The sequence below is a fragment of the Streptosporangium lutulentum genome, assembly GCF_030811455.1.
Taxonomy (GTDB): Bacteria; Actinomycetota; Actinomycetes; order Streptosporangiales; family Streptosporangiaceae; genus Streptosporangium; species Streptosporangium lutulentum.
On record NZ_JAUSQU010000001.1, the window covers coordinates 4454477 to 4481008 of the forward strand.

Consider the following 26532-nt stretch of genomic DNA (forward strand, 5'->3'; position numbering starts at 1 on the left):
CGAACGCGGTCCGTGCTGGAGGTATGCGGTACCCCGATTCAAGGATTGACGTGAAGATCTCGTTCCTATCGGCGAAGCGCGAGCGGAGGAGGGACCGTGGCGCACGTCGGCGGCCTCGGGCCCGCGCGATCTCCGCTTTGACCACCGGTGCCCTCCTCGCCACATCCCTCACCGGTGTCACGGCGAACACCGCACAGGCCGACAGGGCGTCGACCGCGGCGGCATCGCCCCGGATCGTTCCTCTCCCGGTTTCGACGAGCGCCGCGGCCGAGAGCGTCAATCTCGCCCTCCTGCCGGGAGCGGTCGCCTCCGCCAAGTCTCAACGTATGACCAGGCCCGATGCGACGTACGCGCCCGCCAACGCCGTCGACGTCTTCGTCCACAACGGTTGGACCTCGAACTACGCGTCGGTCGGGAACGGCTATGACCCGGCTCAGGACTGGTTCCAGGTCAAGCTGGCCGAGCCCGCCCCGGTCCACGAGGTGTTCAGCCGCTGGACGTCGCCGGCCAAGCCGACGGAGTACGACCTGCAGGTCTCCACGGACGCCGGCTGTCAGACGTGGTCAACGGTCGCCCACGTGGTGAATCCGAGCGACAGGGATTCGCAGGTGATCGATCGCAAGGACCCGATCTCCTGCGTCCGGATGCAGGCCCTGGCCACGAATTCCACGACCGGATACACGATCAACGAGTTCGAGGTGTGGTCCGGCCCCAAGCCGGCGCCGGTCGTGGGTCACATCATTCCCGTGCCGGTGCGGCAGACGCCCGGCACCGGTCAGCCGTGGGAGCTCACGGCCGAGTCCCGGGTCGTGGTCTCCGGCGGTGGCCTCGCCGCCACGGCGGAGATTCTTGCGGGCTACCTGCGGCCGGCCACCGGGTACGAACTCCCCGTGGTGACAGGTTCCGCCACCGCCGCCGACATCGCCCTCACCCTCGCGCCGGTGCCCGGCCTTCCACAGGGCAACGAGAGCGCCGCGGCCGAAGGCTACTCCCTCACGGTGTCACGTACGGGCGTGAGCGTCGTGGCCCCGAAGGCGCACGGCCTGTTCAACGGCTTTCAGACCCTTCGGCAGTTGTTGCCGGCGGCGATCCACTCGCCTTCCGCCGGCGTGGGGCCGTGGACGGCACAGCCCATAACGGTGGTGGACTATCCGCGTTATGCGCATCGAGGTCTCCAGCTCGACCCTGCCCGCAACTTCCTGACGGTGGCCGAGGTAAGGTCCATGATCGATCAACTGGCGGCGTTGAAGGGCGACCGGCTGCACCTGCACCTGACCGACAGCCAGTCCTGGCGTCTGGAGATCAAGGGCTACCCTGCGCTGGACGGCACCGGGTGCAACGGAGCGAACTGCCTCGCGGGTTTCTACACGCAAGAGGACTTCAAGGGCCTGGTCACGTACGCGGCCGATCGGTTCATCGAGATCGTCCCCGAACTGGAGGGTCCGGCCCATGCCACGGCGGCGGTCACGGCCCTGGGCGGCCGCGCGGTCATGGGTTGCCAAGGCCAGACCCAGAACGACCGGTTCTGCACCGATCCGAACGACCCGGCCAGCGCGCGGGCCCTCGCGTTCTGGAGAGACGCGATCGCACAGCTTGCCGCGATCTCTCCCTCACCCATCCTCCACATCGGCGGGGACGAGGCCATCGGGATGCTCCACGAGGACTACAAGTGGTGGATCCGGCAGATGGAGATCATCGTCAACGACAACGGCAAGCGGTTGATGGGCTGGAACCCAGCGCTGGAGGGATACGCACCGAATTCCACCTCCATCAACCATTACTGGTCCGACTACACCGGCGGTGGGCCCGCTCTCATCAAGCCCGAGTGGTTCAACCAGGGCCGGGACGTCATCGTGACCCCGGAATACAACGCCTATCTCGACTTCGGATATGACGGATCCCCCGGCAGGACGCCGCGGACGGAACTGCTCCAGTCCTACTCGTGGGACCCGGAGTGGGTGTACGAAAAGTACCGGTCGGTCTGGGCGCAACCCGCCTACGGCGGGCCGAAGGCGGAGGACGTCCTCGGTATCGAGGCGCCCATCTGGGGCGAGCAGCTGCGTGGGCCGGCCACGAACGAGTACATGGTCTTCCCGCGGCTGGCCGGGATCCTCGAAAAGGCCTGGTCGCCCAAAGCGCTCACCCAGGACTACGACGCGTATCGGCAGCGGCTCAGCGTGGCCGGACCCCGGTGGGCGTTCGCGAACGTGAACTACGGGACCGTATCCCAGGTCACCTGGGGCACGGCGGCGATGGGGACGGTCGCCCGTTTCGGCGTGGACAGGACCCTGCGTGACGCACCCCTGGCGCGTATGGCCGCCGGTTCGATTCCGCCCAGTGAGGTCACGGCCGTGATCGACTGGGGCGACGGCTCCCCGGCGGAGCCGACCGGCGTCGCGGGACGCGATTACGTGGCGAGCCAGCGGCAGGGGCGAAGCCTGATGTCGGTCAGCGGGAGCCACACCTATCCGGCGGACCAGGTGTACCACGGAACCGTCACCTACAGTCACCGGGACCAGACCTGGGTCGTGCCGTTCACGGCGACCGGCGTCCCGTCCTGCACGAAGACGATCACCGGGCCCCACTCCGGCCCGTTGACCGTCTCCTCGGGTGTCACGTGCCTCGATGAGGCGACGATCACCGGGCCCGTGACCGTGCGTACGGGTGCCGGGCTTTACGCGTCCGGGTCCGAGGTGCGCGGCCCGCTGTCGTGCGCGGGGAACTCCCCCGCGCCGAGCGACGCCGGCCGGCCCAACACCGCGTCCGGCCCGAAATCGGGGCAGTGCGCCAGGCTGTAGACGGACGAAACGACCGGCCGAGGCGTCAAGCCCGGTCGGTGAACGCCGGTCACGGCGGTCCTCCCGCATTCGTGAGACGGGGAGGGCCGCCGTGACCGGTCAGGCACGGGCGCCGTGGGCCCGGAAGGTGGCTCCTCCCGACGCGGGAAGGCGCCACAGCACTCGCGGAGGTGAGTGATCGCGTCCCCATGATCCTCCAGGGCGTAGCCATCGATCTTCTCGCCGGGAACGCGACGCGCGTAGGCTCGAAGTAACCGACAGTCACTTCGTGGATCTACTTCACTCGGACGGCGAACCATGGCCAACAGTGAGCACACATGCGAGCTTCATCTCCGGATGGCCGGCGAACCTCACACCATGATGCTGCGTCTGCACGGCAACATGCCCACCGAGGACGATGTGGCGGCGTGGATGAAGGAGGGTTCGGTGATTCAGCTCCAGGTCTCCGAAACCGGAGTCCAGGCTCCGCACACCATGTTGGTGAACTTCGGCAGCGTCGTCTTCGCGTGGCTCACGCCGGACAACCCCGGCAGAGGCGTGGATCTGTAAGTCGGTGCGGGGCCGCCTCCGGAGGGCCGGGGATCATGAGTCACAGGTGCGACGAACTGTGATCATGAGTTTTACCTGCCCGAACGCCACCGCTTCTCCCCCGTGGTCAGGGCGGATCCTGTTCAGGCGTACGGGTCGCCGAGCGCGCCGGCGAGGGCGTTGAAGCGGGCGAGCATCCTGCCGACCAGCCGGACGTCCTCCGTCGGCCAGGTGGCCAGGAGCGCGTGGAAGCGCTGCCTGCGGCCGGACCTGGCGCGATCGAGCCGCTGCCGCCCCTCGTCGGTGAGATCCAGCAGGTGGGCGCGGCCGTCCACCGGGTCGGGCTCGCGCTCGATCAGCCCCAGCTCCTGCAACACCTTCAACTGGCGGCTGATGGTCGCCTTGCCGACGCCGAAGTAGGCGGCCAGGTCGGTGGAACGTGCCGGAGCGACCTCGCAGATGCGCACCAGCAGACTGTAGGCACCGGCCTCCAGCCCGGGGTGCACCGCGCGGCCTATCTCGGCGGACAGCGCGCGGGAACGCCGGAAGAGCACGCCGAGCTGGTGCTCGACCGCGCAGTAGGCTTCGAACTCCTCGCTGGAGGCGATCGCCGCTGTCTCGGTCATCGTGCTCCTCCCTCCTTACCGGTTCGGCGTCGATTCTTGGGGTTGGCCGCGTGGACGGTCAGGACGGCGGGAGTTCCCCTTGGACCGCCTGGATGTCGAGTTCGACCTTCAAGGTGGCTCCGATCAGGGAGATGCCCGCCTGCACCACCTGGTTGTAGTTCATCGCGAAGTGCTCCCGGTGCAGCTCGGTGGTCGCGCGGAACGCGGCCCGCAGGCCGCCCCACGGGTCGGGGCTGGTGCCGAGATAGCTCAGGTCGAGGTCCACCGTCCGGGTTATCCCGGCCATGTTGAGGTCTCCGCGCAGCGTCCACCGGTCCGGTCCCGCCGCGGACAGCCCGGTGCTCCGATAGAAGATCGTCGGATGCGTGGCGACGTTGAGGAAGTCGGCCGAGCGCAGGTGGTCGTCGCGCGTGGAATTGCCGGTGTCGATCGACGCGGCATCGATCTCGGCGACGACACGGGACGCCTCGGCGACCGTGCCGATCTCCATGCGGCCGCGGAAACGAGCGAAACGGCCGTGCACGCTGGACAGTCCGAGGTGCTGCGCGGTGGCGGCGACCTTGGAGTGGGCGGGGTCGATAGTCCACACGCCGGGCGGCGGCAGTTCCACGCCGCCCTGCCGCGTGAGCACGATGGTGCCCAGCTCGGCGGTGCCGGAGGCGGTCGCTATGGCGGTGAAGGCGACGGGCGTGTAACCGACCGCGGTGACGACGGCGGTGTAGACGCCGGGCACGAGCGGGGCGGTGACCACTGTGCCTTCGGCGTCCGCCTCGGCCCGCACCACTTGGTTGCCGAACCCGTCGGTCGCGGTGATGACCGCGTGCTGTACCGCCCAGCCGTCTTTCGTGCGCACCACGGCGTGCAGGCCGTGCGGCCCTGAACGCGTGCTTTCCGAGGTTTGAGGGCCTGTGTACATGGACGTTCCTGCTTTCACTTCAACTGGGACGGCTGCGCCGGGACGGGGCCGTTGTGGGCCGCTCCGGGCCGCTCCCCGTCCGCGGGCGTGAACGCTCACGGGCGGGGAGGCGGTCCGGTGTACCTGGGATCATTCGGCGTGGCCGAGCCAGAGGTCGTGGTCGTCGCTGTCCTGCCCTGCCAGGTTGATGGCACTGGCCACGGGTGGGTAGCCGGTGGCGATGACGGTGTACTGGCCGCTGGTGAGGTCGGCGAACGCGTACTCGCCGTCTTCGCCGGTGGTCGCCGTGCCGACGACGTTGCCGGCGGTGTCGAGAAGTGTGACCCGGGCGTCGGCGAGCGGGCGGACGCTGTTCTGGACGCGGATGGTGCCGTGCAGCCGGGCGCCGGCCTGGAGGACGACGTCCTGGGTGGTGTGTCCGGTGCCGACCTCGACCGGTACCGCCGTCGGACGGTAGGCCCCGGCGCTGACCGCGATGGTGTACGTGCCGGCGACGACGCCGCTGAAGACGAAGGTGCCGTCGTCGAGGGTGGCGCCCCTGGTGACCAACTCGCCGCGCACGTCGGTGACGATGACCATCGCCTGGGCGACGGCCCTGCCGTCCGCGTCGCGCACGGTGCCGGTGAGCTTGCCCGAGCTGGCCAGGATCAGGTCGAAATCCAGCGGCTGGTCGCCGACGGCCAGGGTCGCGACCTGCGGGTCGTGCTGGGGGGTCGAGGCGATCAGCACGTACGTGCCGCCCACCGGGGTTCGCACGCTGTACGAGCCGTCGGCCTGCGTGACCGTACGTCCGACCTGTTGGCCGCGCACGTCGATCAGGGTGAGGGCCGCCTGGTTCACCGGCGTGCCGTCGGAGCCCCGGATGAAGCCGCGGATTCCGCTGCCGCCGCCGAGGTCCTGCGGATCGGTGGCGCCCGCCGACGCGTACGCCATGTTCGGGACGCGGAGCGGCGCGGTGGTGGGGCCGTTGAGCATCCTCTGGGCATCGACCTGGCCGTTGCCGTTCTGGTGACCGGCGCCCACGGAGACCAGTTCCCTCGGGTGGCCCTGGGCGTGGCGGCCGGCCATCGTGCCGCTGTCCGAGGGGGTGCCCGCGTCGGTGGCGGGCGCGTCGGTGGCTGAGCTGCGCAGCGGGACCTCCTTGATGAACAGCACCACGATCAGGGAGAGCAGTGCCAGCGGCGCGGCGTACAGGAAGATGTCTCCGACGCCGTGGCCGAAGGCGCTCTTCACGACCTCCCGCACCGGAGGGGGCAGCTCGGACAGCACCGGGATGGTGCCGTCGCCGCCACCGGAGCCGGGCAGGCCCAGCTTGGTCAGGCCGTCGCTGGTGTAGACGGCGACGCGGTTGGCCAGGACGGCGCCGAGCGCGGCGACGCCGGCCGTGCCGCCGAGCGTGCGGAAGAACACGACGACGGAGCTGGCCGCGCCGAGGTCCTGCGTCCGGACCTGGTTCTGCACGGCCAGGACGAGGTTCTGCATCGTCATGCCGACGCCCGCGCCGATGAGGAACATGTAGATCGCGATCTGCCAGTAATCGGTGTCGAACCGCAGCATGCCGGCGAGGACGAACCCGGCCGTCAGGCAGATGCCGCCGATGATGAGGAAGATCTTCCAGCGGCCGGTGCGGGTGATGATCTGTCCCACGATGGCCGACGTCAATGCCAGACCGAAGATCAGCGGCAGGGTCATGATGCCGGCCATCGTGGGCGACTCGCCCCGGGCGAGCTGGAAGTACTGGCTGAGGAACGTCGTGACGCCGTACATGCCGATACCGACGAGCAGGCTGGCCACCACCGACAGGCTGATCGCCCGGTGGGCGAACAGGCGCATCGGCACGAGCGGCTCCTTCGCCCGGAGCTCCACGAAGACGAAGAGCAGGGCGAGGACCACCGAGCCGCCGACCATCGCACCGGTCTGCCAGGAGAGCCAGTCGTACTTGCTGCCGGCGAAGGAGACCCAGATCAGGAGGAGCGAGGTCGCCGCGGAGAACAGTACGGCGCCGGTCCAGTCGATCGAGACCTCTCGCTTGACCACGGGGAGGCGGAGGGTCCTCTGCAGCACGATCAGCGCGATGACGGCGAAGGGCAGGCCCACGTAGAAGCACCACCGCCAGCCGAGCCAGTCGGTGTCCACGATGACGCCGCCGATCAGCGGGCCCGCGACGGTGGCGAGGGCGAAGACCGCGCCGATGTAGCCGGAGTACCGGCCGCGTTCCCGCGGCGAGATCATCGCCGCCATGATCACCTGGACCAGGGCGGTGAGACCGCCCACGCCGATGCCCTGGATGACCCGGGCGCTGATGAGCAACCCCGCGTTGGGGGCCAGACCGCCGAGCGCCGAGCCGACCACGTAGATGATCAGGCCGAGCTGGACGAGGACCTTCTTGCTCACCAGGTCGGCGAGCTTGCCCCAGATGGGGGTGGTGACCGTGGTGGCGAGCAGTTCGGCGGTGATGACCCAGGAGTAGGTGGCCTCGGTCGCGTGTAGATCGGCGATGATCGTAGGCAGCGCGTTCGACACGACGGTCGCGGACAGGATGGCCACGAAGAGACCGAGCAGTAGCCCCGACAGCGCTTCCAGGACCTGCCGATGCGTCATCGGGACGGCCGAGCCAGGTGGAGCCTCCTGGGCTTCGGCCGATACTGCGGTTGTCATCGAATTCCTTTCACTGTTCGGGCCGTGCGTGAGGGATGCTCCAGACGGGCAGAGGCGAGCGTCGAAGCTCGCCTGGAGCCTGGCGGGGGGTTGGAGCGGCGGGGGGCCTGGCCTCGTGCTTCCAGGGCGGGCGCATGCCTGCCGGTTACCGACCGATCGACCTGTCAGGAGGAGCGTCGGACCTGAGCCGGAGGGGGCTGAGCTGCGGCTGCGCCGGTCTTGAGCACCACGAAGGCGCTCTTCGGCCGGACAAGCAACTCCTCCCGGAGACCGTGGGGTCGGCACCTCCATCTGGCTGCCCGATGCAATATATATGCTTGCCTCAGGCAACTTTGTGGGGGGTATATGACTTTTTGTCCGATCTTGTGGCCATCGCCTCCCGGCACCCCGGCGGTGCGGACGCCGGAGAGCCTGCTCTCCGGTCGACGGCGGCGCCCGTCCGGGACCGGCCGTCCGCTGCTCCACCCCTGGTCACATCGCCGCAGCGCCGCCGGCGGGTCAGATTTGAGAGGGGCGTGACCGGGAGGCGATCTTCTTCGGCCGCTCGGCGTCCGAGGCCGAGTACGGCCCGCTCCGGCGAGGCGACGATGTGGCGGACATCACTGGCCACCGGCCCTGCGCCGAACGAGGACCGCGGGGTCCACCTGGAGGAAGTCAGGGTGAGCCGTCTCTCTGCTCTCCGACTCCGGCGTACTCCTGGAAGGCGTCGCCCGTCTCCTCGGTCACAGCGGCACCGCCATGACCGAAGCCGTCTACCGCAAGCAACTCCGCCCGGTGCTGCTCGACGGAGCCGAAGCCATGGACCGGATCGTCACGTGATCAATCCGTTGGAACTACCCGGAGCCACGGAGCGATCATTCGAAGGATCGAGCCACAACCCAAACGGCGTACTCTTCCGTGGTCACCCCGCACACGGAACGGCCGTCGAGCGACATGGCCAGAAAAGCGGTCAGAAGCCGAAATGCCTTGACCCGCCCATCCTGCGGCACATTGCCGATAGCCAGTACCTTCCGCATATGAAAGCGACCTTCAGGCTGGCTCGTTACGTAAGGGGAAGGCCCCACTGGGCCGAGGTCACCGTTGAGGTGGCACCGGCCGGTCAGCCCGATGTCGTCATGGGGGAAGAAGTATTCGCGTGGCTTCACGTCTCCTACGGACCGAACGCCACCACGCGGGGACCCGCGTACGACGAGTTGAAGGCGAAAGCGGCCGACGGTGCCCGGTACGCCCTTCGGAGGCTCCCGCCAGAAGCACAGCCGGTGAGAGTACTCATCACCGAGATACGCGATTCCCCGGTGGACACCAACGAGGGCGACGTGAAGTTCGCCGCAGCGCATTCGGTCTGGCAGGCGCTCGGTCATGAGCCCGAACACCGCCCGTGGATCACCGATGACAGCATCGTGGTCTTTCCCGAATGACGCCGTCGGCGAAGGCACTTCGGCTCCGAGATGATCGCGAAACCGTCCCACGGGGTACGGACGAAGGCGCTCACCGCACACCCCGCGTCGCGATCGACGTCAGATGCTCTTCACCCGGCGACGAGCCTTGTCAATCTCCATCGCCGGCTCCTCATGAACGAGGCGGACGGCCTCCTCCTCCCGAATCGGCGGCTCATTCCGCGACGGCGTGCTGGTTGATCAGTTCGTCCACCGCTTCCCGGCCGGGAAGTGACGGGCTGGCACCGGGCCGGGTGGTCGCCAGGGCTCCGGCGGCCATCCCCCGGCGGATGGCCGTGGCGGTGTCAAGGCCGCCGGCGAGGGCTGCGCCCAGGGAGCCGGTGAAGGCGTCACCCGCGGCGGTGGTGTCCACCGGGTTGACGGGGTAGGCGGGGAAGTGCCGTGTCTGCTCCGGGGTGACCGAGAGAGCGCCGGCCGCGCCAAGCGTGATCAGCGCATGCCGTACGCCCCGATCGAGAAACCACGCCGCGGCCCGCTCGGCGGATTCGAGGTCGACGACCTCCACGCCGGTCAGAGCGGTGGCCTCGCTCTCGTTGGGTGTGACAACGGAGACGTACGGCCAGACACGGTCAGGCAGCGATTGCGCGGGCGCCGGGTCGAGCACGACCGTCAGCCCGGCCTTCGCGCCCGCCTCCGCGGCGTGACAGGCGACCTCGGTACGGATCTCAAGTTGGAGGAGAAGCACGCTCGCCCTGTCACGGACGGCACGGATGCTCTCGTCCACCATGTCGACGCTCAGGTCGGAGTTGGCGAGGGGTGTGATGACGATGTCGTTCTCGCCCGACGCGTCGACTCTGATGTGTGCGACGCCCGTACGGTTGTCGACGGTGCGGATCTCCGTCGAAGCCACCCCGTAGGAGTGCAGCCCCGCCAACACGATCTCGCTGAACGGGTCTTTGCCGACGCAGCCGGCCAGCCAGGTGGGCGCTCCCCCACGGGCGGCGGCGACCGCCTGGTTCGCGCCCTTCCCGCCCAGGACCAAAGTGACGTCGTCGCCGAGAATCGTCTCTCCTCGGCGGGGCAGCCTGCGGCTGAACGCTGTGACATCCGCGGTGATGCTCCCGACGACGAGGACACCTTTCGGTTTCATCTCGGTCCTCCTATTTCAAGCTGTTTCAGGCATTTCTAACTGAGGGTCGCGGCGTACAGCCGTAGACGGGGTGGGGGGGTGCGCCGGGTTCAGATCCCGATCGGATGCCAGACCGTCTTGGTCTCCAGGAACGCCGTCATCCGGCCGGTGCCCGGATCGGTGATCCAGTCGGCTTTCCCGGGGGCGGGGCGCAGGACGCGTTTGAGGTTCTCGGCGGCGGCCTGCTCACAGGAAACGGCCAATTCGAGCTCCGCGCCGGTGAGGTCGATGGCGTTGACGTCCATGTGGCCCGCCAGCCATGGCGCGATCTCCGCGGCCGAGCCGGTGAGGATGTTGACCACACCACCGGGCAGGTCCGACGTGGCCAGCACCTCGGCCAGCGTGATCGACGGCAGCGGCGCCCGTTCCGACGCGACCACCACGCACGTGTTGCCCGTGACGATCACCGGAGCGATCACGCTGATCAGTCCGAGCAGCGGGTCGGCCTCGGGGGCCACCACGGCGACCACGCCGGTGGGCTCGGTGCTGGACAGGTTGAAGTACGGCCCGGCCACCGGGTTGGCCGATCCACGGATCGTGCCGATCTTGTCCGACCAGCCCGCGTACCACACGAGCCGGTCCACGGCCGCGTCCACCAGCTCGCCGGCCCTGCGCACGCCGACGCCGTCGGCGTCGACGAGCTCGGTCACGAACTGGCTCCGGCGCCCCTCCAGCATCTCCGCGACGCGATAGAGGATCTGACCGCGGTTGTACGCGGTCGCGGCCGACCAGCCGGGGAAGGCCTTCCGCGCGGTGGCCACCGCCTCCCTGGCGTCCTTACGGGAGGCCTTGGACGCGTTCGCCAGGAACTCACCCTTCGAGGAGCTCACGACATATGACCTTCCGCTCTCGGATCGCGGAAACGCGCCACCGATGAACAGCTTGTACGTCTTGCGCACGCCCACGCGCTCACTCATTGCCGCATCGCCTTCTCGCGTTCTTCTGGTACGTAAGCTTTCCGGGGATCACACATCCAGATACGCCTCCAGACCCTGGCGTCCGCCCTCGCGACCGTAGCCGGACTCCTTGTAGCCGCCGAAGGGCGACGTGGGGTCGAACTTGTTGAACGTGTTGGACCAGACGACGCCGGCCCGGAGCCGGGACGCCATCCACAGCATCAGCGAGCCCTTCTCGGTCCAGACGCCGGCCGACAGCCCGTACGGCGTGTTGTTGGCCTTCTCGACCGCCTCCGCGGGAGTACGGAACGTCAGCACGGACAGCACCGGGCCGAAGATCTCCTCCCTGGCGATGCGGTGCGACTGGGCGACCCCGGTGAAGATGGTGGGCGGGAACCAGAATCCCTTGTCGGGGATCGGGCACGCCGGCGACCACCGCTCGGCCCCCTCGGCCTCGCCGGCGTCCGACAGCTCCCGGATCCTGGCGAGCTGGGCGGCCGAGTTGATCGCGCCGATGTCGGTGTTCTTGTCCAGCGGGTCGCCGAGCCTCAGGGTGGACAGCCGCCGCTTGAGGGCCTCCAGCAGTTCGCCGGCGACGGACTCCTGGACCAGCAGCCGGGAGCCCGCGCAGCAGACGTGGCCCTGGTTGAAGAAGATCCCGTTGACGATGCCCTCGACGGCCTGGTCGAGCGCCGCGTCCTCGAAGACGATGTTGGCGGCCTTGCCGCCGAGCTCCAGCGTGACCTTCTTGCGCGATCCGGCGACCGACCGGGCGATCTGGCGGCCGACCTCGGTGGAGCCGGTGAAGGCCACCTTGTCGACGTCGGGGTGGCGGACGAGCGCGCCGCCCGTCTCCCCGGCCCCCGTCACGATGTTCACGACGCCGGGAGGCAGGTCGGCCTGCCGGCAGATCTCCGCGAAGGCCAGCGCTGTCAGCGGCGTGGTCTCGGCGGGCTTGAGGACGACCGTGTTCCCGCAGGCCAGCGCGGGCGCGATCTTCCACGCCAGCATGAGCAGCGGGAAGTTCCACGGGATGACCTGCCCCGCCACGCCCAGCGGCCGGGGGGAGGGGCCGAACCCGGCGTGGGAGAGCTTGTCCGCCCATCCGGCGTAGTAGAAGAAGTGGGCCGCGACCAGCGGCAGGTCCACGTCACGCGACTCGCGGATCGGCTTGCCGTTGTCGAGGGACTCCAGGACGGCGAGCTCACGGGCCCGCTCCTGGATGATCCGGGCGATCCGGAAGATGTACTTGGCTCGCTCGGATCCGGGCATGGCCGACCACACGGTGAACGCCTTGCGCGCGGCCTGGACCGCCCGGTCGACGTCGGCCTCGCTCGCCACGGCGATCTCGGCGAGCACCTCCTCGCTGGCCGGGTTGACCGTCTTCTCGCGGCCCTCGCCGAGAGGCTCGACCCACTCGCCGTTGATGAACAAGCCGTACGACGGCTTGATGTCGATGATGTCCCGCGACTCCGGCGCGGGTGCGTACTCGAACATGGAGGGCCGCCTTAGTCCAGGGTGAAGTAGTCGGGCCCGGCGTACCGGCCGGTGGCCATCTTCTGGCGCTGCATGAGCAGGTCGTTGACCAGCGAGGAGGCCCCGAGCCTGAACCAGTCGGGGTCGAGCCAGTCCGGGCCTGCGGTCTCGTTGACCAGCACCAGATACTTGATCGCGTCCTTGGTCGTCCTGATGCCGCCCGCGGGCTTGACCCCGACCTTCCTGCCCGCCGTACGGAGGAAGTCGCGGACCGCCTCCAGCATGACGAGCGTGACCGGCAGGGTCGCGGCCGGCGACACCTTTCCCGTCGAGGTCTTGATGAAGTCGGCGCCCGCGATCATCGCGAGCCAGGACGCCCTGCGCACGCTGTCGTACGTCGAGAGCTCGCCGGTCTCCAGAATGACCTTCAGGTGTGCGCTGCCGCAGGCGGCCTTGACCGCCGCGATCTGCTCGAAGACCTTGAGGTAGTCCCCCGCGAGGAACGCGCCACGGTCGATCACCATGTCGATCTCGGACGCGCCGTCCGCGACCGCGAGCGCGGTGTCGGCGACCTTGACCTCCAGCGACGACCGGCCGCTCGGGAACGCCGTGGCGACCGAGGCGACCTTCACCCCCGAGGCGCCCAGAGCCTTTACGGCCGTCGCCACCAGGTCGGGGTAAACGCAGACCGCCGCCACCGAGGGGACGGAGGGGTCGGTCGGGTCGGGGTGAATCGCCTTGGCGCACATCGCCTTCACCTTGCCCGGGGTGTCCGCGCCCTCAAGCGTCGTGAGGTCCACCATCCGGATGGCGAGGTCGATGGCCTGCCTCTTGGCCGTGGTCTTGATCGATCGCGTGCCCAACATCGCAGCCCGGGCGTCCGCGCCCACCCGGTCCACACCGGGTAGGCCGTGCAGGAACGCCCGTAGCGTCGAGTTGGACGCGGCGACCTCCGCGAGCGGAGCAGTGGTCATCGTTGCCGACCCCTTCCGGTTCGACCCGCGCCCGCCGCGGTACGCGGCTTGCGCGGTGGTGCTGTCGAGGCCCGCTCGATCAGCTTGGTGTCCAGGATGATGCGCCGGGCATCATCGTTCGCGTACTGGTCTTCGAAGCGGCGCAGCAGTAACCGCATGGCGAGCGCTCCCTGCTCGACCATCGGCCGGTCGACGACGGTCAGCGGCGGCCGCAGCAACGGGCCCGTATCAAGGTCGTCGAACCCGATGAGACTGATCTCGCCGGGAATGTCCGTACGCAGGTCGTGCAAGGCTTTGAGCGCGCCCAGCGTCATGAGGTTGTTCGCGCTGAAGATGGCGGTGGGCGGTTCGGGCAACGACAGCAGAGACAGGGCGAGCTGGTAGCCGCTCTCCTCCCGGAAGTCGCCGACCAAGTCGTGTTCGGGAGGGATCTCGACGCCCGCGGCGGTGAGGGCCTGCACGAAACCCTCGCGGCGGCATCGTCCGGGAGTGGTGTCCTGGCTCCCGCTGATCGCGGCGATCCGGGTGTGGCCGAGGCTGAGCAGGTGCTCGCCCGCCTGCCGACCGCCCTTGGTGTTGTTGACCAGGACGGCGTCGAAGTGCTCTCCGCCGAGCAGATCGCGGTCGACGAAGACCAGTGGGACGCCGGCGTCCCGGACGTACATCGGGGTCTGGTCCTGCTCGGTGGCCGGGGCGAGGATGATGCCGTCCACCCGGCGTATCATCTCCGCGAGCACGGCGTCTTCCCGCTCACTGCTCTCGTCCGTGTTGGCCAGCTGGATGCGGTAGTCGGTGTGGCGGGTAACGGATTCCATTCCCTTGACGACCGCGGCGAAGTAGGGGTTCGTGATGTCGGGGACGACCACGCCGATGGTGTGCGTCCGGCCCGACTGCAGGGACTGGGCCGTGGCACTCGGCCAGTAGTCCATCTCATCCACAGCTGCCTGGATCGCCTCCGCCGAGCGCACCCGTTGACCACGCAGGAACCGCGAGACCGTCGCGGGAGAGACCCCGGCGCGGGCGGCCACATCGTGGATGGTGGCCAACAGGACCTCCTCTACTCTACTGAAACCGTTCTCAGAGAATGGTTGCAGCATCTACGCGACGTGCGTCAACGGAGGTCCCCGACATGTGGCCGATTTGAAACCTTCCGGCTCACCGCCCAGCTCAACGAGGGTGAGATCATCCGATCATGGGATGATCTCTATCGAGAACGACGATTAGTGAAATCGATGCCAGATACGGCCTTCGCGCCCCGTACGAGAGCCGTAGGGTCACGAATTTGTGTCGCTGTGTTCACTTCTATCGTCATCCCCTTGACAGCCGCTCGACATCGCAGCGATGGTCTTACCAGCAACTATGCGGACAATCGTGCCATTTTAGGTGCGGCGTACCTGCCAGAGGAGTGTCGGTGATCGGTCCCGAAAGTCGGCGCGGACGTTGGCGTCTGTCCAACGCCCGAGGGACACCGTTTTCAGGCTGACGCCATCGCGACGATAGGTCTCGTCGCCCATCGCCGTGCCCGCTTGGTGGCGGGCTCGCTCCCCGTTTCGTGGTCCCGCTCCCCGGTGTCCAAAAACGGTTGCACGCCCCCGGCCGCCCTGGCCAAGCCAGCGCTTCCCTGCCGGCCGGCGTGAGTCACCATTCTCCGTCAGGCCGTTTTGCTACCCCAAGAAAGGCTCCTTCCATGCCTGCGCCCCTTTCTCGTCGCGCCTTCATGTCCGGCGTCGGAGGCATGTCGCTTCTCGCCGCCGGTATGGCGCTGAGCGCCTGCTCGTCCTCCTCCTCCACCACCACCTCCGCTTCCGGCCTGGCCAAGGTGAACTTCCAGCTCGGATGGTTGGCCAATGTCGAGAACATGGGCCTGTTCATGGCGGACCACGCCGGCTACTTCCGCGACGAGCAGCTCGACGTCACGCTGACGCCGGGCGGTCCCTCCGTCGTCGTCGAACCGCTCCTGGTCAGTGGCAAGGCGCTGGTCGGGCTCGACTCCGTCGACACCATCGCCAAAGCACGTAACGAGGGCGCCGCCCTCAAGATCGTCGCCGCGACCATGCAGACCAATCCGACGGCGATCATGTCCCTCGCCTCGGCTCCCGTACGAACGCTGAAGGATCTGGTCGGCAAGCGGCTCGGTGTCCAGCAGAGCGGTGTGGAAATCGTCAACACCGTGTTCAAGGCGAATGACATCGATCCTGCCAGCGTGACCATCGTGCCGATGCAGTTCGACCCGGCGCCCCTGGTGGCCGGAGACTGCGACGCGTTCATGTCGCTGCTGGTGAACCAGCCGATCCAGCTGGACCTCGAAGGTGTGAAGACCACGACGTTCACACTCGCCGAGTACGGCTACAACGTCTGGGCGGACGTGCTGCTCGTCAGCGAGCGGACGCTCGCGGACAAGGCCAAGCGCGAGTTGATCGTCAAGATCGTCCGAGCCTCGGTACGCGGCTGGCAGGACGCGCTCAGCGACACCGACGCCGCGGCCAAGATCGTCGTGGAGAAGTACGGCAAGAGCCTCAACCTCGACCTGAAGGCCCAGCAGAAGACCGCCGCGGCGTTCCAGTCCGTCATCGAGGCCGGAGACGCCAAGGCGAACGGCCTGCTCACGATGAGCGCCAAGGGGATCGCGGACAACATCGCCACGCTGAACTCGATCGGTATCAAGGCGACCGCCGACGAGTTGTTCGACACGAGCGTTCTCAGCGATGTCTACGCGGGCAAGACCCGCCTCTGACGTCCCCCTTCCAGTTATCCTCCACACCAACAGGAGCCCACCGCAGTGCCTGTCCCGCACACCGAAGATCCTTGGACCCACGTCAACAGCGTGCGGGGATTCCCCGCCGACGAGCTGATCTCCACCCTCCAGAAGTCGGTCCGCCGCGGCCTGCTGGAGAACGCCCTGCTCGTCGCTCGTGAGATGTACGAGAGCAGCGGCGAACTGGAGGAGGTGATGTGGTCACGCCTCCTCGTCATGTCATGCGAGGACACCGGAACCGGCACGTTCGCCGAACCCGTGGTCCTCGACTGCCTCTATCGCATGCACCAGCACCTCCCCCGAGGCACCGGCGACAGGTGGCTGTTCGCGGTGCACGCCATACGCTTCCTGGTCAGCCGTACGAAGGACCGTACGACCGACGAACTGGCGCTGTGGGCCACCAACATGCTGGGCAGCGGAGAACGCCTCCCCGAGATCCCCGACTACGCCCTCGACATGCACACCCGCCGCGGGCAGGAGATGGGCCGCGACGTCTCGCACTTCCTGACGGAAGGCTCGAAGGTGGAGAACGAACTCCCCGGCCGCGACACTTCCTACCGTGACCAGTTGCTCGCCATCCTGGCGGCGGGAAAGTGGGAGGCGTGACAGCCCGCCCACACGCGGCCCCTTCGCCCGCCGCCGATCCACCGGGCGCCGTAGGCCTGGCCGCGACCACGCTCAGCAGGACCTTCAGCGTAGGGGCGTCCGAAGTCACCGCGCTTCGCGACATCGACCTGCACACGAGACGCGGCGAGTTCACCGCCTTGCTGGGTCCTTCCGGATGCGGCAAATCCACCCTGCTGCGGATCTTCGCCGGCTTGGAGCAGCCGTCTTCCGGCGCCGCGCACGTCCACGGCCGCTCCCCCGACGACCTGCGTCGTGAGCATCGCATCGGGGTGGCCTTCCAGGACTCCGCCCTGCTGCCATGGCGCAGCGTCGAGGCCAACATCGCACTGCCCTTCGAGGTGGCGGGCCGGCCGGTGAGCCGGCCGGCGATAGCCGACCTGGTGCGCCTCACCGGACTCACCGGCTTCGAAAAGGCCCGGCCCGCCCAGTTGTCCGGCGGCATGCGCCAGCGGGTGGCGCTCGCGCGGACCCTCGCCGGCGAGCCGGAGGTCATGCTGCTGGACGAACCGTTCGGCGCGTTGGATGAGATGACCCGCCAGCGGCTCAACCTGGAGCTGCAGCGGATCTGGCTGGAGCGTGCGACGACGACCCTCCTCGTCACTCACTCCATCAGCGAGGCGGTGTTCCTCGCCGACACCGTGGTGGTGATGGGCGCCCGTCCGGGACGGATCATCGACGCGGTACGGATCGACCTGCCACGACCGCGCGATGTCGGACTTACGCGCTCACCCGAGTTCCATGCGCTCTGCGACACCCTCAGCGAGCTGCTCTTCGGACAGAGCGACGACGGTGACTCCAGCCGGATCGGCCCATCCGAGGACATGACGTGAACCCATTCATGGCGACCCGGCGTGGCCTGACCACGGCCCGCAGCGGTGTCCGATCGCCGGTGGCCGTGGCACTCAGCGTGGTGGGCCTGCTCCTGATCTGGGTGATACTCGCGCGGATCTTCGCCGACCTCCGGGTCGTCCCCCAGCCGTGGGCGGTACTGCAGGCGATGTGGGAAGACCGGAACATCTACTCCGGCAACATCTCCACCACACTGTCCGAGGCGGCCATCGGCTTCTTCTGGGGCAACGTTCTCGCCATCGCGCTCGCCGGCGTCTTCGTCCAGGTCCCGGCGGTGGAGCGGTTGCTGCTGCGCATCGCCGTCGCGAGCTACTGCGTGCCGCTCGTCGCGATCGCGCCCATCCTCGTCGTCGTCCTGCCCGGCAACGCCCCCAAGGAGGCACTCGCCGGGCTGTCGGTCTTCTTCACCACCTTGACGGCCGCCGTGCTCGGATTGCGATCCGCCGATCGGAGCGCGCTGGACCTCATCCACTCCCTTGGCGGGGGCTCCTTCTTCACCCTGCGCAAGCTTCGCCTCCTTTCCGCGTTGCCCAGCCTGTTCGCAGGACTCAAGATCGCCGCGCCTGCGGCGCTGCTCGGCGCGATCATCGGAGAGTACCTGGGCTCCAGCAACGGACTCGGCGTCATGCTGGTGCAGGCGCAATCGTCGTTCCAGGTGGCACGCACCTGGGCGGTGGCACTCGTCATCTCGGCCCTGGCGGGCCTGGGCTACGCACTGGTCGCGATCATCGCTCGGTGGCTCACCCCCTGGGCCGGCCGGGACGTGAGCGTGGGGGTGGGTGCGGCATCCGGGGCAGCAGGCGACGGACGGGCGCGGTCCCTGCTCGTCGGCACGGCTGGACTGGTCGGCTCCATCCTCCTGATCGTGGTCGGCTGGTACGCGGTCATCCGGGTTTTCGCCCTCGATCCGTACTTCGCGAAGACGCCGGCGGACGTCGCGACCTATTTGTTCGCCGGCGAGGACGCGGCGGACCATCGGCAACGTCTGCTGTCCGCGTTGGGCATCACGCTGCTTGACGCGGGTGTCGGCTATGTCGTGGGGCTGATCGTCGCATCGCTCGCCGCCGCGGTCCTGGTGGCGTTCCGCCGCGTCGAACAGATCGTCCTGCCGCTCGCCATCGTGCTGAGGTCCATCCCCCTGCTCGCCCTGACCCCCCTGCTCGCCCTCGTCTTCGGACGCGGGCTACTGGGCGTCACCATCGTCGTCGCCGTGATCACCTTCTTCGCCACCCTCGTAACGGTCAGCCAGGGACTGCGGGCAGCCCCCGTCCTCGCCTGCGAGGTCATCACGTCACTGGGCGGCGGGCAGTTGACGGTCACCAGGAAAGTACGGCTGCTCTACGCGCTCCCCTCGCTGTTCTCGTCCGCGCGGATCGCGATCCCCGGCGCGATCGCCGGCGCCACCCTCGCGGAGTGGCTTGCCAGCGGCAAGGGACTGGGCAGCCTCCTGGTCTCGGACTACACCGCCTCCCGCTTCGCGGGGCTCTGGTCCGGATCGGTGGTGATCGTTGTCGTGTCCGTGGCCCTCTACGGACTCGTCACCGCCCTGGAACGTCCGGTTGTCGCGCGTTACGCGCCACAACAAGTGAAGTGAGGAGATCCTTCACATCCCGCCGCCCGCAGCTCCACGGCCTGCCGCCGTGGCCTGCGCGACCTCGGCCTCAATCCGCATCTTCACCGCCTTACTCCGGGAGCCCACGATGGACACCGCAGCCCTTGCCACCGCCTTCGGCGCACGTCTCCCCGGCTGGGTCACCGCCGAGCTCGGCGACGTCCCGGAGATCCTCCCGACCGACGACGACCGCATCCGCCTGACCAACCGGCTCGCCGAACGTAACCACCGCGAGAATACCGGCGGCCCCTTCGCCGCCCTGGTCGTGGAGTCCGCCACCGGACGCCTGATCTCGGCCGGTGTCAACGTCGTCCTGGCCTCCGGATTGTCGTCGACCCACGCCGAGGTCACCGCGCTGTCCCTCGCCCAGACCCGGCTCGGTGCCTGGGATCTGGGTGGCCCGGATCTGCCCGACCTGGAGCTCGTCGTCAACTGGCGGCCCTGCGTCATGTGCTACGGCGCCACCATGTGGTCCGGCGTCCGGCGTCTGCTCATCGCGGGCGACGGCCCGGAACTGGAGAAGCTGACGGGCTTCGACGAGGGCCCGATGGTCGCCGACTGGGCCCCCCAGTTCGCCGCCCGCGGCATCGAAGTCGTCCTCAGCCCGCTGCGCGAGGAGGCCATCGAGGTGTTCCGCGCCTACGGGGAACGCGACGACGTCGTCGTCTACAACGCCCGCGGCACCTCCTGACCGATGTCGAAGAGCTGTTCGTAGAAGCCACCGAAGCCGCGGCCGGTGACAGCGGTGTCCGGCCCGGTCGTCGCGTCGCATCCTCGTGGCGTCGCCGGGTGCGATGGAGGACTCGACGTCCTCGCCGTCGATCTTCTCGTGCGGGAACTCACCGACGGGGTGCCCGGCGTGAGCGCCGCCAGGGGGCCATCCCGCTTCGGTCGCGAGCCGTTCGATCTCCGCGCACAGGCCCTGCCCGGCAATGCCGGGGTCGGCGGCGAAGGCCCGACGGCCCGCTTCGAAGTCGCAGGCCTTTTAATACCGGCGCGGTGCACCAGCATGGCCACCGCGCCGTGGGGGCCGCTGGGACGGCTACCCCTGGCGGAAGAATTCCTGCACGTTGGCAGCGACGGTCGTCAGCTCTTCACCAGCCTCGATCACGGTCGTCACGGTGGACTCCCAGCCGCTGGAGAAGACCCCGGCTCGCAAGGTCCAGCTCAGATACACGTGACCGCCCGAGCCGAACGTCGCTGCCACGACCAGCTCGTTGTTGACCCAGGACCACTCGCCCTCCCAACCGCGGAAGTCGCGCGCAAGACCGTCGAGGAACTCGGTCAGATATCCCGCACCGTCCCAGGCAGACACGGTCACGGTCTCGATCCGTGCGCGCAGGCCATCATCGACAGCCTCCACGGCGAATACGACCTCGAACTCATCCGTCCGCGACCAGTCCAACAACCGGATAGAGGCCGCCGTCGACCTCGACCCCCGAACGACGACCTCGACCTGCCCAGGAACCACCTCGATCGGACTCACCCACCGAGGATACGGACGCCACACGGCGGCGTCATCGCCATTACGACGCGCAGAGGTCGGTGCTGCTTCTCGTCAACGTTCGGGGCTCCACACCCAGCTCTCCGCCAGGAGCGTCACGGTCAGTAGTGATTCCGGAGCCAGATAGGTCAACCGGCGACAGTTGGATACGCGAGCTCACCAATATGACGGGCCGAAACCGACCTTGTGCCACAACTAACTCGCTGAGATCACCGTCTGAGTAGAGAAGCAGTGCCCGTCATGGGGGTGAGATGGGGAGGAAAGGTGCGCCAGCTCTTGGTGTTATCCCTGGCCGCGTTGTTCGTCCTCAGCGCATGCGCTGAGGATCCCGCGGTCCGGGCCGCGTATGCCCACGCCGACCGGGTCGCCGAGGAGCTCAGCCGCGGTCTGAGCTGGAACCGGGAAGACATCGGGCACGGGCTCTCCCGTGATGAGGACGTGGACGTGTACTCGGTGACGGGCACGAGATACAGCCTGAGCGATCGCGGGCGCGTCCTGCTGCGCATCCGCGCCACCAGCCGGATCGGCCCGGACGGCATGCCGGATCCGGTAGGCCAGGGCACGCGCGCCTACGAAGCGACGCACGACCCCTCCCCGAGCCGCTATCCGGTTGTGACCGTCTGCTTCGAGATCACGGTCTCCTACTCCGACACCGGGGTAACCGAGGTCGAGTGCCCGGCCGGTGAGCCGCACTCGTTCCGCGCCCCGGCCGCCCTCCCCCACAACGCCTTCGACCGGCTGAAGACGCGTCTTCCCAAGACCCCCGATCTGGCAGCCGCCCGCAAGGTGGTCGATCATCTGGACCTCGACGACCGCATCGGCAAAGACGTGGCCGAGATGGACGGCGTGATCGGCATCGCATTGCGCGAGCGGCCGGGCGTGTGCCTGTTCGCCCGGGTCCGCCCGCAAGGCACCGAGGTGTGGTGGCCTTCCCGCATCCAGGCGATGCCCGGGGAAAGCAGTTGCAGTGCCGCCGAAGCCGTTCACGGTCACGCCCAACGAGCGCCGCACTGAGCCGGCCGAGAAAGGACCGAACGGCGCGCCATACGTCAGCGGAACGACCCAGCCGCCACTCGGTTCGTCATCCACGCCTGCGTCTTCCCGGCATCGCAAGCGCCCCCATGGGCACAGGTCGTCCTAGTCGGTGGCGGCTGCCATGATCACACCTAGTAGGACTTGGTTACCTCGGGTAGGAGACGGTATGTCACCTGCGTTGGGGGTGAGGGAAGATGACCCCTCAAGAACTCGAGGCCGTGCGGGCGCGACTGGAGACGTTCGCCGCCGAGGTGTTCTCCTGTTTCGCCCGTGCTGATCAGCGGCGATGGGGCGAACGATATGTGCGCGGCCTGCTGACCGACGGGGCCCGTAAATCGATGGAGCCGATGGCGGCCCGGCTGGGCGTGGACCGCCAGGGGCTGCAGCAGTTTCTCACCGACGCCCCCTGGTCACATCAACTGGTGCTGGCCGAGCTGGCCTGGCGGATGGACACGGCGATCAACCCGGCCGCCTGGGTGGTCGATGATGTGTCCTTTGTCAAGGATGGTGAGGAGTCGCCGGGAGTGGCCCCGCAGTACTGCGGGGCGCTGGGCAAGACCGCTAACTGCCAGGTCGCCCCGAGTGTGCACCTGGTCACCGACGTCGCGTCCTGTCCGGTGAACTGGCGGCTGTTCGTGCCCGAGGGGTGGGATGCGGCCTCACCGCGCACGGAGGATTCGGCCGCGGTGGCGGCGCGCAGGCAACGGGCCCGGATCCCCGCGGACATCACTCATGTGCCCAAGTGGCAGCTGGCTTTGGACATGATCGATGAGCTGTGTTGCTGGGGGCTGGAGGCGCCGCTGGTGGTCGCCGATGAGGGCTATGGCCAAGACGGGGCCTTTCGTCTGGGCTTGACCGAGCGTGGCATCGGCTACGTGGTGGGGGTGCGCTCCGATACCGCGCTGCTGGGCATCGATGCCGGCCGGACGGTCGCGCCGTATGCGGGGACTGGGCGGCGGCCGGTGCCGCGTTATCGAGACAAGCCGCGCTCAGCCCAGCAGATCGTGACCGCCGCCGGACGGCGCGCGCTGCACGCGGTGACCTGGCGGGCCGGGTCCAAGGGGCCGTTGCGCTCACGGTTTGTCGCGCTGCGGGTACGGCCGGCGGGGCTACGGATCCGCCGCGCGCACATGGGCGAGGATCTGCCGGTGTGCTGGCTGCTGGCCGAATGGCCACCTGGTGAGAGCGAGCCGACCAAATACTGGCTGTCCACCCTCCCGGCAGACATCCCGCTACGGCGCCTGGTGCGCCTGGCCAAAATCCGCTGGCGCATCGAACACGACTACCGGGAGTTGAAGACCGGCCTGGGTCTGGACCACTTCGAGGGCCGCACCTGGAGTGGCTGGCACCATCACGTGACCCTGGCCTCGGTCGCACACGCCTTCTGCACCCTGGAGCGGCTCGACCCAAAAGTGCCGGCTGCGGTTTGAGCACCTACCGGATCATCGCCGAGTTGCAACTACTCCTGGCGTGCTGGGCCGGAATCTGCCCCACCTGCCGCCGAGCGTTACCCAGACACGCCCAGCCCGTCCCCACCTAACCAAGCCCTACTAGTGGCCCGTCACGCAACCTTGGCCGGGTAACTGGTCCAGCTTCTGATGGGTGAGCTGGCGGCGAAGTTCGTCTTGGGCCGGGCTTGGGCGTTGCGCCAGCGCACATAGGCGCCGATCGCCGCGTTCTGCTCGGCATGGCTGCGGTGATCAGTGCCATTGAGGGCGTAGTAGCGCAAGGCGGCGAATTCGGACTCGATCCAGTTCAACCACGAGCCATAGGTCGGCAGGAACACCAGCTCGACATCGTTGGCAGCCGCCCAGGCGCGGACCTCGCGGTGCTTGTGCGGCGAGTAGTTATCCATGATCACATGCAGTTTTTCGCCAGGCCAGCGCGCCCGGAGCGTCTTGAGGAAGGACAAGAACTCCCGCCAGCGTTTGCGTTTGCGGATGCGGTAAAACAGCTTGCCGGTGGCCAGATCCAGGGCCGCGATCATCTGCATGACGCCGTCGTAGCGATGGTAGGTGGCCCGCAGCCGGGCCGGTGAACCCTGAGGTCGCCACCGTTTGCCCTTACGCGGCAGCAGATTCAGCGGCCCGAGCTCATCGACGCAGATCACCCGCCCATCAGCGGGCGGGCTGTCATACAGCTTCAGCACGCGTCGCATCTTGGCGATGAAGTGCGGGTCGGTGGATGCCTTCCACGTCGTGGTGGTCTGCCAGCTCACCCCGCCCTTGCGCAGGATCCGCCGCAGATGCTCGCGGCTGATCGCCGCCACCACCCCTCGGGCGATGAGGTGCTCGGCCAGCGTGCGCAGGCTCCAGGTCGACATGCCGGCGATGCCCCACTCAGCGGGGACCGTCTTGGCGATCAGGCAGATGCGCTCACGCACCCGCTCACTGATCGCCGGGGGACGGCCCCCGCTCCATTTTGGGTCCAGCGCGTCAAACCCCCGCTCGTTGAAGGCGTGGATGACATCACGGACGTAGTCGTCACCGACCTGCATCAACGAGGTGATGTCCGGCACCGACTGGCCCTGGCCGGACATCATCACCACGATCGCCCGCCGCAACTTGATCGGATCCTTCGCGGTCCTCGTGATCCGCTGCAGTCTGCGGCCTTCCTCCATCGACAACGGCCGGACGAACACCTCTGGTCGGCGCGCCATGACCACCTCCCTATCTTGCGGAAGCAGCCAGCCTGACGGGTTCACCCCAGGAGATCAATTACCCGTCCAAGGTTGCGTGACGGGCCACTAGATGATCAAGGGAGCCACAGTGACGGCCTCGCACGAAGAATTCGACTGGCTTGCAAAGTACGGCCCGTTCTATGACGTCTCCTGTGTCACCTTCGCCCGATCCCTCAATCCTCGCGAAGCGTTGATGCGTCTCAACGCGGACAGCAGCGGGATCGAAGAGGTGACCTTTGAAAAGCACCAGGAACGAACGATGGAGTACATCGACTCGGACAACATGCGCACCGGCTACGTGGGGGCGCTGGAGGCGAACGGCTGGACCGTGCTGATCCAGCTCTGGACTGGGTCGATCGGCCTCAACAGGCTCCTACTGCACGGCCTCTCCCAGTCGACCGAGGTCGCGTCGATCCATCGCAACATCCATGCCGCGGACTATTTCATCTACGCGGTCGACGGCGAACAGGTCACATGCTTCGATCAGTTGGTTCCGGATACGCGCTGGGGCAGGGATCCAGACCGCTTGGTCGGCATGATGCACGAAGTCGGCCTGTCCTGGGAAGGCCCCGGCGGCGATGCCCCGTTCCCACGATCCTTCGCCCTGGCGAAAAAGATCACCGGCCTCTCCTTCTCCGAGGAGATGCTGAGCACACGATTCCTCGGTGCCGCCGTCCGTGACCGGTGACTGATTTTCAAGCGCCCGTGCGGTCGGTCGCATGTGTATGACGCGTGGTCCCCAGCTGGTCTTTGTCCCCGTTCCTGTTCGTTGTGATCGCGTCTTAGGCACCCTGCTTGACGATGTAGATCAAGTAGTTATCCACTCGGTCTGCAGGCCGGGTTCTCATTCCATAGGTTCGCGACCTGCGCCGAACCCGGAAAGAAGCACGTGTACCTGAAAGGCGCGGACCTGACGGGTGCGGACCTGACCGGCGCGGACCTGACGGGTGCGGAGTCGACCGGCGCGGACCTCCGCGGGGTTAAGGGCATGACCGCTGACCAGATCAGAAAGGTCGCGATCACCGATGCCACCACCAAGTTCCAGAACCGGCCTGCCGGCGGGCGTCATGCCACCTTGGACGACGCCGCGCTCCACGTGTTGCAGGAGCTCAGGTCCGCGGACTTGAAGCCACGGCTGGTCCAGTAGTTGATCGTTTTCCGGGTGCCGTTGATGGTACTCGCCCATTCCCGGGTATAGACGAGGAGGTCATCCCAGTCCTCCTGAGTACGATCGAGGGAGTCCCACACGCTTGCGATGAAGACCCCGGAGAAGCAGTTGCTCTGCAGGTTGTATCGGCGGCGCTGCTCGGCGAGTTCGGCCTTGTTCCGGTAGGGAATCTTCTCGTAGGCGCGGTAAATACCGACGACATTCTGCACATGCCCCCCGTAGTGCATGGCCAGCAGGTTGAACAGGTAGAGGTCGTCAGGCTCCTCCAGGAGGTTTCTCTCGAGGACGATGAGGATCGTCCTCGAGTCGATGCAGTAGTGACTCGACCAGCCCTTGAGCCACTTCTCGCCACAGAACTTCTTCGGAGCCTTCGTGGCAAAGGCAACCTTCGGCTTGGAGAAGCTCTGGCCCGTGTTCTCCAGTTGGACGGCCCACGTGTGGTTGAGGCAGGCAAGCACGCCGTTGAGGTAATTCTTCGCAGAGCTTACATTCAGCTTTTTGATCGGCTTCTCGGGGCACTCGGTCACAGGAAGAGATCCCGCCGCGTACAGCGGGTTGTCGGTGAGGGTCGCGTTCTCGACGGGATAAGCGACGGTGGCCGAAGCGGAGCCAATCGGCAGCAGTACCGCAGCCGTCAAACAAGCAAGAGGGATCAAGATGCTTCTCATGACGCCACAGGCTAGAGGTCAAGTAAAGCCAGGGCAAAGTCCTCGCGTTTCGACCATTGGCTCCGACGATGATCTGCTGTCGAGAAAGTCCCCCTGGCGACCAGCACCCGGTTCCCTGCGGCGCTCCCGCTGCCATGTCGCCGGATCACTCCGCCGGCCCGTCGCGCCGTTTGAAC

General features: G+C 67.7%; 24 protein-coding genes. 12 read left to right on the forward strand and 12 right to left on the reverse strand.

Annotated elements, in window-relative coordinates; all coding sequences use genetic code 11:
* Positions 1–326: 326 nt before the first annotated feature.
* Both J2853_RS19865 and J2853_RS19870 read left to right on the forward strand, forming a co-directional pair.
* The gene (locus J2853_RS19865) at positions 327–2798 is read left to right on the forward strand and encodes a family 20 glycosylhydrolase (protein WP_307560063.1); all 2472 of its coding nucleotides are present in this window, start codon (positions 327–329) and stop codon (positions 2796–2798) included.
* Positions 2799–3155: 357 nt separating this feature from the next.
* A complete protein-coding gene (locus tag J2853_RS19870; protein ID WP_307560065.1) occupies positions 3156–3347 on the forward strand; it encodes a hypothetical protein in 192 nt (63 codons plus the stop codon).
* 122 nt (positions 3348–3469) lie between these two features.
* Here the strand turns inward: J2853_RS19870 and J2853_RS19875 are convergent, their stop codons facing one another.
* The 4 genes from J2853_RS19875 to J2853_RS19890 all read right to left on the reverse strand — a co-directional run bounded on the left by J2853_RS19875 (position 3470) and on the right by J2853_RS19890 (position 8671).
* Positions 3470–3952 (reverse strand): MarR family winged helix-turn-helix transcriptional regulator, encoded by a 483-nt coding sequence (locus J2853_RS19875; RefSeq protein WP_307560066.1) that lies wholly within the window; start codon positions 3950–3952, stop codon positions 3470–3472.
* Positions 3953–4010: 58 nt separating this feature from the next.
* A complete protein-coding gene (locus J2853_RS19880; protein WP_307560068.1) occupies positions 4011–4808 on the reverse strand; it encodes a YceI family protein in 798 nt (265 codons plus the stop codon).
* A gap of 189 nt (positions 4809–4997) precedes the next feature.
* A complete protein-coding gene (locus tag J2853_RS19885) occupies positions 4998–7526 on the reverse strand; it encodes an MFS transporter (protein WP_307560070.1) in 2529 nt (842 codons plus the stop codon).
* Between the two features lie 854 nt (positions 7527–8380).
* Positions 8381–8671, reverse strand: a complete 291-nt coding sequence (locus J2853_RS19890; RefSeq protein ID WP_307560073.1) for a hypothetical protein — start codon at positions 8669–8671, stop codon at positions 8381–8383.
* 150 nt (positions 8672–8821) lie between these two features.
* On the opposite strand from J2853_RS19890, the gene J2853_RS19895 reads away from it, so the two are divergent.
* On the forward strand, positions 8822–8944 hold the full coding sequence (locus tag J2853_RS19895; RefSeq protein WP_307560075.1) for a hypothetical protein: 123 nt from the start codon (positions 8822–8824) through the stop codon (positions 8942–8944).
* Positions 8945–9137: 193 nt separating this feature from the next.
* On the opposite strand, the gene J2853_RS19900 is transcribed toward J2853_RS19895, so the two are convergent.
* The 5 genes from J2853_RS19900 to J2853_RS19920 form a co-directional block, all read right to left on the reverse strand.
* A complete protein-coding gene (locus tag J2853_RS19900) occupies positions 9138–10073 on the reverse strand; it encodes a ribokinase (RefSeq protein WP_307560077.1) in 936 nt (311 codons plus the stop codon).
* 89 nt (positions 10074–10162) lie between these two features.
* The gene (locus J2853_RS19905; RefSeq protein WP_307560078.1) at positions 10163–11029 is read right to left on the reverse strand and encodes an aldehyde dehydrogenase family protein; all 867 of its coding nucleotides are present in this window, start codon (positions 11027–11029) and stop codon (positions 10163–10165) included.
* Positions 11030–11077: 48 nt separating this feature from the next.
* Positions 11078–12505, reverse strand: a complete 1428-nt coding sequence (locus J2853_RS19910) for an aldehyde dehydrogenase family protein (protein ID WP_307560080.1) — start codon at positions 12503–12505, stop codon at positions 11078–11080.
* A gap of 11 nt (positions 12506–12516) precedes the next feature.
* Positions 12517–13458, reverse strand: coding sequence for a deoxyribose-phosphate aldolase (deoC, locus tag J2853_RS19915; protein ID WP_307560082.1), 942 nt, complete (start codon positions 13456–13458; stop codon positions 12517–12519).
* Positions 13455–14504, reverse strand: a complete 1050-nt coding sequence (locus J2853_RS19920) for a LacI family DNA-binding transcriptional regulator (RefSeq protein ID WP_307560084.1) — start codon at positions 14502–14504, stop codon at positions 13455–13457. The genes deoC and J2853_RS19920 overlap by 4 nt, the downstream gene beginning before the upstream one ends.
* Before the next feature lie 641 nt (positions 14505–15145).
* Here J2853_RS19920 and J2853_RS19925 point away from each other — a divergent pair.
* The 5 genes from J2853_RS19925 (at position 15146) to J2853_RS19945 (ending at position 19992) form a co-directional block, all read left to right on the forward strand.
* Positions 15146–16192 carry an ABC transporter substrate-binding protein gene (locus tag J2853_RS19925; protein ID WP_307560086.1) on the forward strand — a complete coding sequence of 349 codons (1047 nt, stop codon included), beginning with the start codon at positions 15146–15148 and terminating at the stop codon, positions 16190–16192.
* A 45-nt stretch (positions 16193–16237) separates the two neighbouring features.
* Positions 16238–16819, forward strand: a complete 582-nt coding sequence (locus J2853_RS19930; RefSeq protein WP_307560087.1) for a hypothetical protein — start codon at positions 16238–16240, stop codon at positions 16817–16819.
* The gene (locus tag J2853_RS19935; protein WP_307560089.1) at positions 16816–17670 is read left to right on the forward strand and encodes an ABC transporter ATP-binding protein; all 855 of its coding nucleotides are present in this window, start codon (positions 16816–16818) and stop codon (positions 17668–17670) included. Before J2853_RS19930 ends, J2853_RS19935 begins: the two co-directional genes overlap by 4 nt.
* Positions 17667–19283 carry an ABC transporter permease gene (locus J2853_RS19940; RefSeq protein WP_307560091.1) on the forward strand — a complete coding sequence of 539 codons (1617 nt, stop codon included), beginning with the start codon at positions 17667–17669 and terminating at the stop codon, positions 19281–19283. The genes J2853_RS19935 and J2853_RS19940 overlap by 4 nt, the downstream gene beginning before the upstream one ends.
* Before the next feature lie 106 nt (positions 19284–19389).
* Positions 19390–19992 (forward strand): nucleoside deaminase, encoded by a 603-nt coding sequence (locus J2853_RS19945; RefSeq protein ID WP_307560093.1) that lies wholly within the window; start codon positions 19390–19392, stop codon positions 19990–19992.
* Positions 19993–20343: 351 nt separating this feature from the next.
* On the opposite strand, the gene J2853_RS19950 is transcribed toward J2853_RS19945, so the two are convergent.
* Positions 20344–20787, reverse strand: coding sequence for a DUF6228 family protein (locus J2853_RS19950; RefSeq protein WP_307560095.1), 444 nt, complete (start codon positions 20785–20787; stop codon positions 20344–20346).
* A 282-nt stretch (positions 20788–21069) separates the two neighbouring features.
* Here J2853_RS19950 and J2853_RS19955 point away from each other — a divergent pair, with 282 nt between their 5' ends.
* Both J2853_RS19955 and J2853_RS19960 read left to right on the forward strand, forming a co-directional pair.
* Positions 21070–21819 carry a hypothetical protein gene (locus tag J2853_RS19955; RefSeq protein WP_307560097.1) on the forward strand — a complete coding sequence of 250 codons (750 nt, stop codon included), beginning with the start codon at positions 21070–21072 and terminating at the stop codon, positions 21817–21819.
* 215 nt (positions 21820–22034) lie between these two features.
* A complete protein-coding gene (locus J2853_RS19960) occupies positions 22035–23270 on the forward strand; it encodes an IS701 family transposase (protein WP_307554052.1) in 1236 nt (411 codons plus the stop codon).
* 131 nt (positions 23271–23401) lie between these two features.
* On the opposite strand, the gene J2853_RS19965 is transcribed toward J2853_RS19960, so the two are convergent.
* Positions 23402–24499 carry an IS630 family transposase gene (locus J2853_RS19965; protein ID WP_307554255.1) on the reverse strand — a complete coding sequence of 366 codons (1098 nt, stop codon included), beginning with the start codon at positions 24497–24499 and terminating at the stop codon, positions 23402–23404.
* Between the two features lie 109 nt (positions 24500–24608).
* Between J2853_RS19965 and J2853_RS19970 the strand changes: the two genes are divergently transcribed.
* Positions 24609–25208 carry a DUF6461 domain-containing protein gene (locus J2853_RS19970; protein ID WP_307560098.1) on the forward strand — a complete coding sequence of 200 codons (600 nt, stop codon included), beginning with the start codon at positions 24609–24611 and terminating at the stop codon, positions 25206–25208.
* 201 nt (positions 25209–25409) lie between these two features.
* A complete protein-coding gene (locus J2853_RS47930; RefSeq protein ID WP_370879301.1) occupies positions 25410–25667 on the forward strand; it encodes a pentapeptide repeat-containing protein in 258 nt (85 codons plus the stop codon).
* Here the strand turns inward: J2853_RS47930 and J2853_RS19975 are convergent.
* The gene (locus J2853_RS19975; protein ID WP_307560100.1) at positions 25586–26356 is read right to left on the reverse strand and encodes a neutral zinc metallopeptidase; all 771 of its coding nucleotides are present in this window, start codon (positions 26354–26356) and stop codon (positions 25586–25588) included. The two genes, J2853_RS47930 and J2853_RS19975, sit on opposite strands and share 82 nt — an antisense overlap.
* Between the last annotated feature and the right edge of the window lie 176 nt (positions 26357–26532).